A 14735-nucleotide genomic window follows, 5' to 3' on the forward strand; every position below is an offset into this window, starting at 1 on the left:
TTGCCTTCCGTATTTTTTCCCTTTACCCATGTGAAAAGAGAATAACGTTAAAGTGTGGTGTCTGAATGAATTTGTCAATTGCAGCATTAGAAAACATGAAATTAAAAGAGTTATACGAGCTTGCGAAAGAATTTAAGATTTCGTATTATAGCAAATTAACGAAAAAAGAATTAATCTTCGCCATTTTAAAAGCTCGAGCAGAAAAAGAAGGTTTCTTTTTCATGGAAGGCGTATTAGAAATTATTCAATCAGAAGGATTTGGATTCCTACGTCCTATCAACTATTCTCCAAGCTCAGAAGATATTTATATCTCAGCTTCGCAAATTCGTCGTTTCGATTTACGTAATGGAGATAAGGTTTCTGGTAAAGTACGACCTCCGAAAGAAAATGAACGCTATTTTGGATTATTACAAGTTGAAGCTGTAAACGGAGATGATCCAGAGTCAGCAAAAGAGCGTGTGCATTTCCCTGCATTAACACCATTATACCCAGATCGCCAAATGAAATTGGAAACGGAACCGAAAAAGTTACCGACACGCATCATGGATTTAATTGCACCAGTTGGATTTGGACAACGTGGTTTAATTGTTGCGCCTCCAAAGGCGGGTAAAACAAGTCTATTAAAAGAAATTGCACACAGTGTTACAACAAATCATCCAGAAGCAGAATTAATTGTGCTTCTAATTGATGAGCGTCCAGAGGAAGTAACAGACATTGAACGTTCTGTTAAGGGTGATGTTGTAAGTTCTACTTTTGATGAAGTACCAGAAAATCATATTAAAGTAGCTGAACTTGTGTTAGAACGTGCAATGCGTCTTGTAGAGCACAAAAAGGACGTTATCATTTTAATGGATAGTATTACCCGTTTAGCGCGAGCTTACAACCTCGTTATTCCGCCAAGTGGTAGAACATTATCGGGTGGTATCGACCCAGCGGCTTTCCATAGACCGAAGCGTTTCTTTGGGGCTGCGCGTAATATTGAAGAGGGCGGTAGCTTAACGATTTTAGCAACAGCGCTTGTTGATACAGGGTCTCGTATGGACGATGTAATTTACGAGGAATTTAAAGGAACTGGAAATATGGAACTTCACTTAGATCGCTCATTAGCTGAGCGTCGTATCTTCCCAGCGATTGATATTCGTCGCTCTGGTACGCGTAAAGAAGACCTATTAATTCCGAAAGAGCATTTAGACAAGTTGTGGGGTATTCGTAAAACAATGCGTGATACACCAGACTTCGTTGAAGGTTTCTTACGTAAACTTCGTCAAACAAAGACAAATGAAGAATTTTTACAAAACATTGTTGCAGACTCGAAAAGGTATGTAACAACTAAGTAAAGGGAAAAGATTGGGACTCGCTTATTTCGTAGTAAGCGAGTTTTTTTATGTTTTTTAGGTGATGTTAAAGGGAGAAGTAAGTGGGAGAACTTTAGCCGGTCAGAGCTAAACGAGCTGCCTCCACTTTAAGGTAGTATCCAGCTCCAGCGGCTAGCTCTTCGCATCTAAGAACCTTCCGCCCGAAGGGTAAAAAGCACCTTTAGGGCGAAAGAACCTTAGCTGGTCAGAGCTAAGCAAGCCACCTCCACTTTAAGGTAATATTCAGCTCCAGCGGCTAGAAACTCCGGTCATTTCACTCTCTCACTCGAAGCAAAAAGCGCTTCAAGGTCGAGAGTTTGAAGTGTCCTCGATTCTAAACGAGCCGCTTCTGCTTTTAAATTGTATCTAGTTCTGACGGCTAGCTCTTCGTGTCTAAGAACCTCCCGCACTAAAGGTAAAGAGCACCTTTTGTGCGAGAGAACCTTAGCCAGTCAGAGCTGAACGAGCCGTCTCCACTTTTAATTTAAAAAGACAAAAACAGGTAGTTGCAAAATGAAGTTAGCCTTGTTATAATTTCATCATATGTGTTTCATCAATATAGTTGTGTATGCAGCTGAAGATGAAAAACTCTGTTTCGAAAATGATTCAGGGCGGAAGGAGATGAAAAGAATGAAAGCAGGAATTCACCCAGATTACAAGAAAGTTGTATTCATGGACACAAACACAGGCTTCAAATTCTTAAGCGGGTCTACTAAAGGCTCTAGCGAAACTGTTGAGTGGGAAGATGGTAACACTTATCCATTACTAAAAGTTGAGATCAGTTCTGATTCTCACCCATTCTACACTGGACGTCAGAAGTTTGCTACTGCAGACGGACGCGTTGATCGCTTCAATAAGAAATACGGTATCAAGTAATAAAAACATAAAACAGGCAAGTGTATGTATTCGCTTGTCTGTTTTTTTTGCGAAAATATTATACCTTTACCCTGCTTTTAACTAAAAAGTAGATGAAAGGAGAGCTTCATGTACTTAATAAATCAAAATGGCTGGATTGAAGTGATTTGCGGTAGTATGTTTTCTGGTAAATCAGAAGAGCTAATCCGCCGTGTGCGCCGCACGCAATTTGCGAAACAACATGCAATTGTATTTAAACCATATATTGATAATCGTTATAGTGAAGAAGATGTTGTATCACATAACGGATTAAAGGTAAAAGCAGTTCCTGTTTCAGCTTCAAAGGATATATTTGAACATATTACAGAAGAGTTGGATGTTATTGCAATCGATGAGGTGCAATTTTTTGATGGGGACATTGTGGAAGTGGTGCAAGTATTGGCAAATCGTGGCTATCGTGTCATTGTAGCTGGTTTAGACCAAGATTTCCGTGGTCTACCATTTGGACAAGTTCCTCAGCTGATGGCGATTGCTGAACACGTAACAAAACTGCAAGCAGTATGCTCTGCATGTGGATCTCCGGCAAGTCGTACACAACGATTAATTGATGGAGAGCCGGCGGCATTTAATGATCCGATTATTTTAGTTGGAGCTTCAGAATCGTACGAACCACGTTGTCGTCATTGTCATGCAGTTCCTGAAAACAAAAATAAGTAAAACTCGCTTTGTAGGGCGGGTTTTTTTCAAAATAGAGAGAATGAGTGGTGCAAGCCGCTTGCGCTTTTAAATATAATTTGCGTTTTTTTGAGTAAGTACCATATACTATTTGTATTAGATACTAGGATGTAGAGGTGAATGATGTGTTAGATCGTTTGCAAGCTGTAGAAGATCGTTATGAGAAGTTAAATGAATTGTTAAGTGACCCAGAGGTTATTAGCGATACAAATAAGCTTCGTGAGTATTCAAAAGAACAATCTGATATGCAAGAAACGGTAGAGGTGTACCGTGAGTATAAAGATGTTCGTGAGCAATTACGAGATGCAAAAGCAATGTTAGAAGATAAGTTAGACGCTGATATGCGTGAAATGGTTAAGGAAGAAGTCTCTGAATTAGAAGGACAAGAGAAAACATTATCAGAACGTCTGAAAATTTTACTTGTTCCAAAAGACCCTAATGATGATAAAAACGTTATCGTGGAGGTTCGTGGTGCTGCTGGTGGTGATGAGGCAGCTTTATTTGCTGGTGATTTATATCGTATGTATAGCCGTTATGCTGAGGTGCAAGGTTGGAAAACTGAAATTATCGAAGCGAGCTATACAGAGTTAGGTGGATATAAAGAGATTATCTTTATGATTAACGGTAAAGGTGCTTTCGCGAAGCTGAAATTCGAGAATGGTGCTCACCGTGTACAACGTGTTCCTGAAACGGAATCTGGTGGACGTATTCATACATCTACAGCAACTGTAGCTGTATTACCAGAGGCAGAAGAAGTAGAAATTACTATTCATGAAAAAGATGTTCGTGTTGATACATTTGCTTCTAGTGGTCCTGGTGGACAGAGCGTTAATACAACGATGTCAGCGGTACGTTTAACGCATTTACCGACTGGTGTAGTTGTATCTTGTCAGGATGAGAAATCACAGATTAAGAATAAAGAAAAAGCAATGAAAGTATTACGTGCACGTGTTTATGATAAATTCAGACAAGAAGCGCAAGCTGAGTACGATCAAAACCGTAAACAAGCTGTTGGTACGGGAGACCGTTCAGAGCGTATTCGTACGTATAACTTCCCGCAAAACCGTGTTACTGACCATCGAATCGGCTTAACGATTCAAAAGCTAGATCAAATCCTACAAGGTAAGTTAGATGATTTCATCAATGCCTTAGTGATGGAAGATCAGGCGCAAAAGATGGAGGCAGCTGAGTAATGCGTGTCTATGAAGCCCTGAAATGGGCTTCTTCTTTTTTACAGGAAAATGGACGAGATGAAAATGCGGGAGAACTTGTCCTTTGTCATGTATTAAAGACGAACAGAACAGGAATGCTCATGAATATGCGTGAAGAGATAACCGCGGAGCAAGAGAAAAGTTTTGCAGAATTTATCCACAAGCACGTGGAAGGTATTCCAATCCAATATATGCTCGGTTATGAAATGTTTTATGGACGCTCGTTTTTTGTGAATGAAGAGGTATTAATACCAAGGCCTGAAACGGAAGAGCTTATAGTAGGAGTGCTAGAGAGAATTGAGCGTCATTTTGGTAATGAGAAACTTCATGTAGCGGATATTGGTACAGGTAGTGGAGCAATTTCTATTACGCTCGCTTTAGAAAATAAAAATCTTCATGTGTATACGGTAGATATTGCACGAGAATCGATTGAAGTTGCAAAAGAAAATGCAAAATCTTTGGGTGCAGAAGTAACGTTCTATCACGGTGATTTATTGTCACCATTTTATAAAATAGATCAAAAGTTAGATGTTGTCGTTTCAAACCCTCCATATATACCAGAAGAGGATTGGCGTGGTCTTTCTCCTGTTGTGAAAGAGTATGAGCCAAAGAGAGCGCTTGTTGGCGGTGAAGATGGATTAGATTTCTATCGCCGTTTTATGGAAGAATTGCCGAACGTGTTGCAGAAGAAAGCAATTGTGGCATTTGAAATTGGAGTAGGGCAAGGTGAGGATGTAAAGGAATTGTTACAACAAGCCTTTCCGCATGCTCATGTTGAAGTTGTTTTTGATATTAACGGAAAAGATCGTATGGTATTTGCAGAGATGGAGTAAGGTCCACACCTTACTCCATTTTTTTTGTGGGGAAAATTCATATAGATTTTGAATTTAATAGTTTAGAAAGATGAAAGTCTGTCCACACTGTTTGTAGAGGGGACGGTGGAGGAAATGAAAAAACAAGTTATTGCTTATCTTCTTCTATTATTAATTGGTGCACAGTTACTTGTGCAGTTTGGATATATGAAAGCTGATGCGAAAGGGCCTTCTGTTATTCCGAAAGAGGCCGTTCGATTACGAATTTTAGCAAATAGTGATTCAGATAAAGATCAGGCGTTAAAGCGTAAAGTACGCGATGAAGTAAAAGCGCAAATTGATGGATGGGTAGCAGATTTAACGTCATTTGAAGAGGCGCGAAAGGTAATTCAAAGTCATATTCCAGAAATCGAAAAAACAGTGGAAAACACGCTAAAAAAGGAAGGTAGTACAGAGTCATTCCAAGTGAAATTTGGTAAGAATGTAAAATTTCCTACAAAGGTATATGGGAACTTTATTTATCCAGCAGGAGAATATGAAGCAGTACTCATTACAATTGGGAAAGGTGAAGGGGCAAATTGGTGGTGTGTGTTATTTCCTCCAATGTGTTTCTTAGATTTTTCAAGTGGTACAGCTGTAAGAAAAGAAGAGCATGTTGTGAAGGCTGAATCTCCTGAAGAAGATCAAGTGGAACCAGCTGAAGAGGATATAGTCGATTCACCAAAGATAGAAGAGGATAAGGTGAAGGAAAAGAAAGTTGTAAAACAGGAAGTAGCAAAAAAGGTAACAGCTTCTGAAAAGAAAGTAGTAAAAAGTGAAATAAAAGTAGAAGAACAGCATGTAAGTAAGGAAGAAACAAAAACAGTGGAAAAAGTGGAGAAACCTGTGGAGAAAAAGCAAGAAAAACAAAATGAGTATGTACAAGTAGAAGAGGAAGAGAAAAAGCCGGAAGTTAAATTATTTATTGTAGAAGCTTTTACATCTTTATTTTCTAAATAGTACTATTAACAAGTCCCTTCTCATATATAAAGATGAGGAGGGATTTATTATGAAGAAAGTGTATTTTGCTAAGAAAGAGGATGTAGAAAGATTACATTCTTTTTTCGGACAAGCTAATAAAAAAGATGATAAAATAAATGAGTTATACGCACAATTTATGATTTTGGAAGAGGCGGAAGAAATACGAGCTGTAATTGGATATGAACAAAGTGAAGAAAATGCACTTATTCGTTCTTGTTTATTCACACCTCATGTGGATAAACAGACTTTCTTATATTTTTTTGAAATGTTTTTGCAGTATATGAAAGAAAAAAATATTCGACAATTGTACTTACTAACAAATCATCCACAATCTATAACAATCTTTCAGTTTTTTGACTTTGTCACTATAGAGAGAGAGAAAGTGCCAGAGGGAATTCGACAGCTAGAACACTTTTGTAAAAATATAAAAGAGCCGAATGCAATAATACTAAATTGTCAGCTATTCACAAAGTTATCCACGGATTAATTAGGTTTATCCACATTTTGTGGATAAACCTTGTTTGTCTTTTGGATAAATATCATAGTAAACTAAAAATAGACAAGTATTTCAGGGTAGAAAAGGACGTGGAAAAAAATGCACACAAATATGTGGGTTGTGGATAATGTTGTGGAAAGAAAAAAATATTATCCACAGTTACAAGAAGCAGCAAGACTATTAAGAGAAAACGAAGCGGTTGCCTTCCCTACGGAAACGGTATATGGGCTAGGTGCAAACGCGATGAATGATGAAGCAATTGCGAAAATTTTTGAAGCAAAAGGGAGACCAAGTGATAATCCACTTATTGTTCACATAGGTACAAAATCTCAGTTAGATGGGATTGTAAATGAAATTCCGCCGGTTGCGGAGAAGTTAATGGAACACTTTTGGCCAGGACCATTAACGATTATTTTGCCAAGAAAAGAAGGTATTTCTGAGAAGGTGACGGCAGGTCTTAATACGGTTGGAGTAAGAATGCCGGATCATCCAGTAGCGCTCGCTCTTATTGAGGAGGCGAATGTACCGGTTGCAGCACCGAGTGCGAATCGTTCAGGGCGTCCAAGCCCAACATTAGCTTCTCACGTATATGAAGATTTGAATGGAAAGATTGCAGGTATTGTTGATGGTGGGGCAACGGGAGTAGGCGTTGAATCAACTGTAATCGATTGTACAAGTGAGATTCCAACAATTTTACGTCCAGGCGGGATTACGAAAGAACAATTGGAAGCAGTAATAGGTACTGTTTCTTTAGATCCAGCTTTAAAGGATGAGAAGGAAAAACCGAAATCACCTGGAATGAAATATACACATTATGCACCGAAAGCGCCACTTAGTATTGTTGAAGGATCACGTAAGTTTATTCAGCGTCTTGTGGATAAGAAGAAGGAAGAAGGATTTAAAGTAGGTGTATTAACGACAGAAGAGTATCAGCATGTATATAGTGCAGATGTCGTATTATCTTGTGGTATGCGAAGTGATTTAGCTAGCGTTGCGACTAAATTATATGATGTACTTAGAACGTTTGATGCAAGTGAAGTGGATGTTATTTTTAGTGAGTCGTTCCCGAATGACGGAATAGGGAATGCAATTATGAATCGCTTAACAAAAGCGGCAGGACATCATATTATTACTGAATGATAAGGTACGATTAGCAAACAGAATATTTCTCCTCGGATAAGCATATTTTGAAGTAGCACGTCCGAGGAGGGACATGAATGACGTTTGAACAGCTAATACCTTTAATAATTATGGCATTCGCCTTAGGGATGGATGCGTTCTCGGTGAGTCTTGGTATGGGGATGATGACCTTAAAGTTAAGACAAATCCTGTATATCGGTATGACGATAGGGATTTTTCATATTATCATGCCATTTATAGGAATGGTATTAGGTCGTTTTTTATCAGAGAAGTATGGGGACATTGCACATTTTGCAGGTGCTATTTTATTAATTGGTCTAGGGTTTTATATCGTATATTCGTCTATTTTGGAAAACGAAGAGACTAGAACAGCTCCTATTGGAATTAGTTTATTTGTATTTGCATTTGGCGTCAGTATAGATAGCTTTTCGGTAGGCCTTAGTCTTGGTATTTACGGAGCACAAACGATTATTACAATATTACTTTTTGGATTTATTAGCATGTTATTAGCGTGGTTTGGTTTATTAATTGGTAGACATGCGAAAGGTATACTCGGTACATATGGTGAGATAGTAGGTGGTATCATTCTGGTTGGATTTGGATTATATATCCTTTTTCCTATATAATTTTATGTAGGAGGGAATTATGAACCCGCTATTGAAATGGTATGTTAAGTTTTTAACCTTCTTTCCTCGATGGCTAAGAAGACTTATAATTTGGGGTATTATTTTGCAAATTTCGATGTTAGGTTGGATTAAGTTAATTCGTGAATGGTGAGATGGTTCCTTTCTGTGCATATTTTGTTTGTACTATATTTATTGCACTAAAAATTACAGATATAGAAAGGATGAGATGAATGACGAGATTGAAGCAAGTTTTTGGTATTATTATTAGTTTTTTTGTTTTTTGGTTTAGTATGCTCGGTGTACAAATGTTTGCTGAGTTTTTAGATATTGAGTCATTGAAGTTTGTTGCGGGGAAGACTGAGGCAGCGCGTACTTTTTATTCTCCATACCCGTTTTTAATTGTTTTTCTTATTACATTGCTTTCCCTATATTTCTTAGTAATTAAGCTTGGGAAACCGAAAAAAGAGAAATTGCCTACTTTAGAGGAAAAGAAGGAAGAATTATAAAAATAAAATCCCCCGCTTCTTAGCGGGGGATTTTATCATTGAGTGATGGAAGTAATTAAGTTACCTTCGCTTTTAGATATATCCAGCTCCAGCGGCTAGAATCTCCGGTCATTTCGCTCTCTCGCATGAAGCAAAAAGCGCTTCAAGGTCGAGAGCTCCAATGCTCTGCGATTCTGAACGAGCCACTTCCGCTTTAAAATATTATCCAGTTCCAGCGGCTAGAATGGTCGGTGGCTTCGCGTCTTCCTACGAGGCAAAAAGCGCCTCTACGTCAGAAGCTCCATCCCCCTCCCATTCTGAGCGAGCCGCTTCTGCTTTTAAACTGGCCTCACTAATTCAAATTGTTCTCCTAGTTTTGCGTAGTTGTGTCCTGCTAGACGGCTTACTGGTTTTAGTCCTTCTGCGTGAATGCGGCCTTTTTCGTATAGGTGTTCTGCGACGTGGAAACGAACGATGCGTCCGATTAGTAGATCGCAAGCTGGTGAGTCTTCCGTTCCGCCAAGAGGAATTGCGCGTTCTAATACGCATTCCATTCGAATGTTCGCTTCTTTCACACCTGGAACAGAGATGACGTCACTTTTAATTGGTGTTAGTTTTGCTAGTTCGATTTCACTCTTGTTTGGCGGAAGGTTAGCTGCTGTTTCATTAATCGCTTCTATGTAAGATTCGTCAGAAATATGTACAACAAACTCTCCTTGTTCCATTGCGTTTCGGGAAGTATCTTTCGGTGTTCCTGCTTTTCGTTGTACAGAAACTGAAATAAGTGGTGGATTAGCAGCAACAATATTGAAATAACTATAAGGCGCTCCATTTAATACACCGTCTTTTGTTATAGAAGTAACGAATGCGACGGGACGTGGAATAATGCTGCCCGTTAATAATTTGTAATTCTCTTTTTCCGTTTGTTCATTTGGATTAATTGATAACATGTTTAAAATCTCCCTTCTGAATATGACGACTTATTGTTTGTTTACAAGATGTTAGTGGGAAACTCCTGCTGGAAATAATATTTTTTTAATGATGTAAAAAAGAGATTACCTCAATTATACTGAAGTAATCTCTTTTTAAGTAAACATCTTGAAATTGAGATAAATATTAAAGTAAAACGTATGCGCCAGGCCCGATTAAAGCGACACCAACAGCGACAGCGATTAACATTAAATTATATTCAAATCCGTCTTGTGTTACCCAGTAACCATTTTTTCCGTGAACAGTGAAGATTGCCATTAACATTGTTCCAACGATAAATAATGAACCAATTACAGTGAAAATACCTGATGCGAATAAGAAACCACCTAGTAATTCAGTTGCACCAGCCATAAATGCCATAAATACACCAGGGCGTAAACCGATTGATTCCATCCAACCGCCTGTTCCTTTTAAGCCATAACCACCGAACCAACCGAATAATTTTTGAGCACCATGACCCATGAATGTAATTCCTATAATAAGACGAATAATAAGAAGACCGAAATCCATCATTTTTGAAAACCTCCTGAAAGTTTATTAACTTATCTTACGTAAGTAATGATAAAATAGTTACTTACTTTAGTCAAGTGAATTTCGAAAAAAGTTTGAATTAAATTTTACAAATTAACGACAAAAAATAAAATGTAGTAAAGACCTCTAGACAAGTTTGGCGAAAAAAGAGAAAATATAAGTAGAAGTTAACTTCTTATTGTTATTCAGACAATCAGAATTGACTGGAATTTTGTGAAGCGCTACAATAAGAGTCTATTAGTAATGACGTAATTTATTTCGAAAGCGTTTTTACAGTATAATATTCGAAGTATGAAGTCTTACATGTATCCCGAGCTTTACTAGGGATTGCCCTATAAACTTTTAGGTGAATTATAAGGAGGACTATCCTATGTTTAAAAAATTATTCGGTCTTGGTTCAAAAACAAATGAAGAAACAATTGTAGCTCCATTAACTGGAGCAGTGAAAAATATTGAAGAAGTACCAGATCCAGTATTCGCTGGTCGTATGATGGGTGACGGTGTTGCAATCGATCCTACTGAAGGTGTAGTTGTATCTCCAGTTGATGGTGAAATCGTACAATTATTCCACACGAAACATGCTATCGGAATTAAAGCGAAAAACGGTACAGAAATTTTAATCCACGTTGGATTAGAAACTGTAAAAATGGAAGGCGAAGGTTTCGAAGCTCACGTTTCTGAAGGACAAGCTGTAAAAGCTGGAGATAAATTAATCTCATTCGACTTAGAATTAATCCGTGAAAAAGCGAAAAGCACGATTACTCCAATCGTTATTACAAACACAGATGCAGCTGAGTCTATTAAGACAACTGTAGGTGTAACAGCTACAAAAGGTTCAACAGAAGTAATGAAAGTTACAATGAAATAATTGTTGTATAAAAGGAATCCGTTTCATATGAAATGGATTCCTTATTTTTTGTTGTATGTTTAGTAGGTATGTTAAAATACTCTAGGCACTTGGAAATAGGGTTTCACATATATGTGGATAGGCGCATTTTTCTTAGAAAAATGCGCCTTTTGTATATTCACATTTCTTTTGTTCCATCCTAATGTAAGCTATTATTAAAGGGAAAAGATACAATATAAGGGGTGGGTTTGGATGAAACGAGTGTTATTTGTTTGCACTGGCAATACATGTCGTAGTCCGATGGCTGAGGCGTTACTTCGTCATCATGGAGGAGATAAGTTTGAAGTGCAATCTGCTGGTGTTTTCGCCTATCCTGGAAGCGATGCATCGATATATGCGAAGGAAGCTTTAGCTGAAAAAGGAATTTCAATCGATCATGCCGCGCAGCAGGTAAATGAAGCTTTGCTTGATTGGGCTGATATTGTCGTAACGATGACAGAAAATCATAAGCAAATTGTACTTGGTCACTATCCGAGTGTTGAAAAGAAGTTGAATACATTATATGGACTAACTGAAGGTATAGGTAAAGACATTTCAGATCCTTTTGGAGGATCGCTTTCTATTTATAAAGAAACGTTAGATGAGATGGAAAAACTTGTACAAACTTTACTGAAAAAACATTCAGAGGGTTGATGTTTCGTGTATAATACGATATTGGAGATCACTTCGTCCTATTGAGGTAGCGAGTGTGAAATGAAGATAATTGGTTGAAACTTTGGAGGGGTAAAAATGAAAGTAGTAATAGCATCTGATCACGGCGGTATGAATATCCGTAAAGAACTTGTAAGTTTATTAGAAGAATTAAATATTGAATATATTGATTTAGGTTGTGAATGTGAAGCTGGTTCTGTTGATTACCCTGATTTTGCATTTCCAGCAGCGGAAATGGTAGCAAATGGTGAAGTGGATCGTGGTATTTTAGTTTGTGGGACAGGCATCGGTATGTCAATCGCGGCAAACAAAGTAAACGGTATTCGTTGTGCGTTAGTTCATGATACTTTCAGTGCGAAAGCAACGAGAGAGCATAATGACACTAACATGCTAGCAATGGGCGAGCGTGTAATTGGTGCTGGTCTAGCGCGTGATATCGCAAAAATTTGGTTAACAACTGACTATGAAGGTGGCCGTCACGAAAACCGCGTAGGAAAAATTAAAACATACGAAACAAAGTAATAGATTCTAACTATCAGTAGTGTGAAATATAATTTGGTGAACCAACCTGTGAAAGGAAGAGGCGTAATGACAGAAATCGTAAAGGTAAGAGAACAGCTACAAATATCGCTTTCTGATTTCCAAGAACAAGCTTCATTGCAAAGTGGTCAAATTTTTGTAGTGGGGTGTAGCACGAGCGAAGTGCTAGGAGAAAGAATTGGAACATCAGGAACGATGGAAGTAGCAGAGGCGATTTTTTCTGAGTTAAAACAATTTCAAGAGCAAACAGGTATTGAGTTAGCGTTCCAATGTTGTGAGCATTTAAACCGTGCTTTAGTAGTTGAGAGAGAAGTAGCGATAAAATATCAATTTGAAATTGTAACAGTTACGCCTGTTAGATCAGCAGGTGGTGCATTGGGGACATATGCGTATCACAATTTGAAAGATCCGGTAGTAGTTGAATTTATTAAAGCGGATGCTGGAATGGATATTGGTGATACATTTATTGGTATGCATTTAAAGCATGTAGCTGTTCCAGTTCGTACAAGTGTGAAGGAAATTGGAAATGCACATGTAACGATGGCGAAAACACGTGGAAAACTAATAGGTGGAGCACGTGCTGTTTATGCAGCGGAGGAAGAAACGATTACTTGCCGTTAAATGCGAAAAATGAGGAAGTCATATAGCAGCTTTTTATCATAGGATAAAAGGTATGTTGTCTGACTTTATAATAGAAGAAAGAAAAGACCGATTTTCGGTCTTTTTTTTCTTTTATGATATAGAAAGTCATGTTAGAATGTAGTTGAAAACATGAAGGTTCGAAAGAATTACAACCTGAATTTTCGTTTTTTCTGAATAAATAAGAAAAAACTGTTGGGAATTGATGTAATTCGTTCAGAAAAGGGGGATTTTGGTGGATCATTTAAAACGTCAAGATGAAAAGGTATTTGCTGCAATTGAGGCAGAACTAGGAAGACAGCGTTCAAAGATTGAGTTAATCGCTTCGGAGAACTTCGTAAGTGAAGCAGTAATGGAGGCGCAAGGTTCTGTTTTAACGAATAAGTATGCTGAAGGATATCCTGGAAAACGTTACTACGGTGGTTGTGAACACGTAGACGTAGTAGAAGATATCGCACGTGATCGCGTAAAAGAAATTTTCGGTGCAGAGCACGTAAATGTTCAACCACATTCTGGTGCACAAGCGAACATGGCAGTATATTTCACAATTCTAGAGCAAGGCGATACAGTACTTGGTATGAATTTATCTCATGGTGGTCACTTAACACACGGAAGCCCTGTTAACTTCAGTGGAGTACAATATAATTTCGTAGAATATGGCGTGGATGCTGACTCTCACCGTATTAATTACGATGATGTATTAGCAAAGGCGAAAGAACATAAACCAAAATTAATCGTAGCAGGTGCAAGTGCATACCCTCGTGTTATCGATTTCAAACGATTCCGTGAGATTGCGGATGAAGTGGGCGCATACTTAATGGTTGATATGGCACATATCGCTGGTTTAGTAGCTGCTGGTTTACATCCAAACCCAGTACCACATGCACATTTCGTTACAACAACAACACATAAAACATTACGTGGTCCACGAGGTGGTATGATTTTATGTGAAGAGCAATTTGCAAAACAAATTGATAAATCAATCTTCCCTGGTATTCAAGGTGGCCCACTTATGCATGTAATCGCTGCAAAAGCTGTTGCATTTGGTGAGGTGCTTCAAGATGACTTTAAAACATATGCACAAAATATCATTAATAATGCGAACCGCTTAGCTGAAGGCCTTCAAAAAGAAGGACTTACACTTGTTTCTGGTGGAACAGACAATCACTTAATCTTAATTGATGTTCGTAACTTAGAAATCACAGGTAAAGTAGCAGAGCACGTATTAGATGAAGTTGGTATTACAGTGAACAAAAATACAATCCCATTTGAAACAGCAAGCCCATTTGTAACAAGTGGCGTACGTATCGGTACGGCAGCTGTAACATCTCGTGGTTTCGGTTTAGAAGACATGGATGAAATTGCTGCACTTATTGCTTATACATTAAAAAATCATGAAAATGAAGCTGCATTAGAAGAAGCACGTAAGCGTGTAGAAGCGTTAACGAGCAAATTCCCAATGTATACAGATCTATAATAGATTGAAAAAGACTGCTGAAACGTACTTGTTTTAGCAGTCTTTTTTGAGGACATATATTGTTTTTAAAGTATGTATACAAATGATGAATAAATTTTGGCGATATAATGAAGGATACAGCTCCCATTATTGGTAAAGATACTAGATAGATTCATCGTAAAATCATGATTTTGCCAAATTTGCCCTTGAATATTAGTAGCGTTTTCTTTACAATCGTAAATAGTGTAAAAAAGCGTGCAAACGCATGAATATCATCTAAAGGAGA

17 protein-coding genes are annotated in these 14735 nt (G+C 38.0%); 15 read left to right on the forward strand and 2 right to left on the reverse strand.

Annotated elements, in window-relative coordinates; translation table 11 throughout:
- The first annotated feature begins 65 nt into the window (after positions 1–65).
- The 10 genes from rho (at position 66) to JDS95_RS17720 (ending at position 8756) form a co-directional block, all read left to right on the forward strand.
- Positions 66–1337 (forward strand): transcription termination factor Rho, encoded by a 1272-nt coding sequence (rho, locus tag JDS95_RS17675; RefSeq protein ID WP_001053898.1) that lies wholly within the window; start codon positions 66–68, stop codon positions 1335–1337.
- A 648-nt stretch (positions 1338–1985) separates the two neighbouring features.
- Complete coding sequence (locus JDS95_RS17680) at positions 1986–2231, forward strand: type B 50S ribosomal protein L31 (RefSeq protein ID WP_000643435.1); 246 nt, start codon at positions 1986–1988, stop codon at positions 2229–2231.
- A 108-nt stretch (positions 2232–2339) separates the two neighbouring features.
- Positions 2340–2927 carry a thymidine kinase gene (locus JDS95_RS17685; protein ID WP_000280869.1) on the forward strand — a complete coding sequence of 196 codons (588 nt, stop codon included), beginning with the start codon at positions 2340–2342 and terminating at the stop codon, positions 2925–2927.
- 143 nt (positions 2928–3070) lie between these two features.
- On the forward strand, positions 3071–4138 hold the full coding sequence (gene prfA, locus JDS95_RS17690) for a peptide chain release factor 1 (RefSeq protein ID WP_000887062.1): 1068 nt from the start codon (positions 3071–3073) through the stop codon (positions 4136–4138).
- Positions 4138–4989, forward strand: a complete 852-nt coding sequence (gene prmC / locus JDS95_RS17695) for a peptide chain release factor N(5)-glutamine methyltransferase (protein WP_199690702.1) — start codon at positions 4138–4140, stop codon at positions 4987–4989. Before prfA ends, prmC begins: the two co-directional genes overlap by 1 nt.
- A gap of 114 nt (positions 4990–5103) precedes the next feature.
- The gene (spoIIR, locus tag JDS95_RS17700; protein WP_000745079.1) at positions 5104–5967 is read left to right on the forward strand and encodes a stage II sporulation protein R; all 864 of its coding nucleotides are present in this window, start codon (positions 5104–5106) and stop codon (positions 5965–5967) included.
- 49 nt (positions 5968–6016) lie between these two features.
- Entirely contained in the window at positions 6017–6475 is a 459-nt protein-coding gene (locus JDS95_RS17705; RefSeq protein ID WP_000758428.1) for a GNAT family N-acetyltransferase, read from the forward strand.
- A gap of 108 nt (positions 6476–6583) precedes the next feature.
- Positions 6584–7624 carry an L-threonylcarbamoyladenylate synthase gene (locus tag JDS95_RS17710; RefSeq protein ID WP_000557366.1) on the forward strand — a complete coding sequence of 347 codons (1041 nt, stop codon included), beginning with the start codon at positions 6584–6586 and terminating at the stop codon, positions 7622–7624.
- A gap of 77 nt (positions 7625–7701) precedes the next feature.
- Positions 7702–8250, forward strand: a complete 549-nt coding sequence (locus tag JDS95_RS17715) for a manganese efflux pump MntP (protein WP_000142481.1) — start codon at positions 7702–7704, stop codon at positions 8248–8250.
- A 230-nt stretch (positions 8251–8480) separates the two neighbouring features.
- Positions 8481–8756: a DUF3935 domain-containing protein gene (locus JDS95_RS17720; protein WP_000197483.1), complete on the forward strand. Its 276-nt coding sequence runs from the start codon at positions 8481–8483 to the stop codon at positions 8754–8756.
- Positions 8757–9073: 317 nt separating this feature from the next.
- Here JDS95_RS17720 and JDS95_RS17725 read toward each other — a convergent pair whose 3' ends face one another.
- Positions 9074–9685, reverse strand: a complete 612-nt coding sequence (locus tag JDS95_RS17725; RefSeq protein ID WP_000949061.1) for a flavin reductase family protein — start codon at positions 9683–9685, stop codon at positions 9074–9076.
- A gap of 166 nt (positions 9686–9851) precedes the next feature.
- Complete coding sequence (locus JDS95_RS17730) at positions 9852–10238, reverse strand: DoxX family protein (RefSeq protein WP_000968621.1); 387 nt, start codon at positions 10236–10238, stop codon at positions 9852–9854.
- A 388-nt stretch (positions 10239–10626) separates the two neighbouring features.
- Here JDS95_RS17730 and JDS95_RS17735 point away from each other — a divergent pair, with 388 nt between their 5' ends.
- The 5 genes from JDS95_RS17735 (at position 10627) to glyA (ending at position 14470) form a co-directional block, all read left to right on the forward strand.
- Positions 10627–11124 carry a PTS sugar transporter subunit IIA gene (locus JDS95_RS17735; RefSeq protein WP_000473666.1) on the forward strand — a complete coding sequence of 166 codons (498 nt, stop codon included), beginning with the start codon at positions 10627–10629 and terminating at the stop codon, positions 11122–11124.
- A 231-nt stretch (positions 11125–11355) separates the two neighbouring features.
- Positions 11356–11796, forward strand: a complete 441-nt coding sequence (locus JDS95_RS17740) for a low molecular weight protein arginine phosphatase (RefSeq protein ID WP_000832365.1) — start codon at positions 11356–11358, stop codon at positions 11794–11796.
- Positions 11797–11892: 96 nt separating this feature from the next.
- The gene (gene rpiB / locus JDS95_RS17745) at positions 11893–12336 is read left to right on the forward strand and encodes a ribose 5-phosphate isomerase B (protein WP_000869542.1); all 444 of its coding nucleotides are present in this window, start codon (positions 11893–11895) and stop codon (positions 12334–12336) included.
- A 48-nt stretch (positions 12337–12384) separates the two neighbouring features.
- A complete protein-coding gene (locus tag JDS95_RS17750) occupies positions 12385–12975 on the forward strand; it encodes a TIGR01440 family protein (protein ID WP_002045951.1) in 591 nt (196 codons plus the stop codon).
- A gap of 253 nt (positions 12976–13228) precedes the next feature.
- A complete protein-coding gene (gene glyA / locus JDS95_RS17755; protein ID WP_000349812.1) occupies positions 13229–14470 on the forward strand; it encodes a serine hydroxymethyltransferase in 1242 nt (413 codons plus the stop codon).
- Positions 14471–14735 lie beyond the last annotated feature (265 nt).

This window comes from Bacillus cereus group sp. N24, assembly GCF_016483345.1.
Taxonomy (GTDB): Bacteria; Bacillota; Bacilli; order Bacillales; family Bacillaceae_G; genus Bacillus_A; species Bacillus_A toyonensis.

What these genes read in the sequence shown, in the direction of transcription:
- JDS95_RS17715 (WP_000142481.1), top strand. Translation starts at nt 7,702, where the DNA reads ATGACGTTTGAACAGCTAATACCTTTAATAATTATGGCATTCGCCTTA.
- JDS95_RS17725 (WP_000949061.1), bottom strand. Translation starts at nt 9,685, where the DNA reads ATGTTATCAATTAATCCAAATGAACAAACGGAAAAAGAGAATTACAAA.
- prmC (WP_199690702.1), top strand. Translation starts at nt 4,138, where the DNA reads ATGCGTGTCTATGAAGCCCTGAAATGGGCTTCTTCTTTTTTACAGGAA.
- JDS95_RS17720 (WP_000197483.1), top strand. Translation starts at nt 8,481, where the DNA reads ATGACGAGATTGAAGCAAGTTTTTGGTATTATTATTAGTTTTTTTGTT.
- rpiB (WP_000869542.1), top strand. Translation starts at nt 11,893, where the DNA reads ATGAAAGTAGTAATAGCATCTGATCACGGCGGTATGAATATCCGTAAA.
- JDS95_RS17705 (WP_000758428.1), top strand. Translation starts at nt 6,017, where the DNA reads ATGAAGAAAGTGTATTTTGCTAAGAAAGAGGATGTAGAAAGATTACAT.
- rho (WP_001053898.1), top strand. Translation starts at nt 66, where the DNA reads ATGAATTTGTCAATTGCAGCATTAGAAAACATGAAATTAAAAGAGTTA.
- JDS95_RS17710 (WP_000557366.1), top strand. Translation starts at nt 6,584, where the DNA reads ATGCACACAAATATGTGGGTTGTGGATAATGTTGTGGAAAGAAAAAAA.
- JDS95_RS17685 (WP_000280869.1), top strand. Translation starts at nt 2,340, where the DNA reads ATGTACTTAATAAATCAAAATGGCTGGATTGAAGTGATTTGCGGTAGT.
- JDS95_RS17730 (WP_000968621.1), bottom strand. Translation starts at nt 10,238, where the DNA reads ATGATGGATTTCGGTCTTCTTATTATTCGTCTTATTATAGGAATTACA.
- JDS95_RS17680 (WP_000643435.1), top strand. Translation starts at nt 1,986, where the DNA reads ATGAAAGCAGGAATTCACCCAGATTACAAGAAAGTTGTATTCATGGAC.
- JDS95_RS17740 (WP_000832365.1), top strand. Translation starts at nt 11,356, where the DNA reads ATGAAACGAGTGTTATTTGTTTGCACTGGCAATACATGTCGTAGTCCG.
- JDS95_RS17735 (WP_000473666.1), top strand. Translation starts at nt 10,627, where the DNA reads ATGTTTAAAAAATTATTCGGTCTTGGTTCAAAAACAAATGAAGAAACA.
- spoIIR (WP_000745079.1), top strand. Translation starts at nt 5,104, where the DNA reads ATGAAAAAACAAGTTATTGCTTATCTTCTTCTATTATTAATTGGTGCA.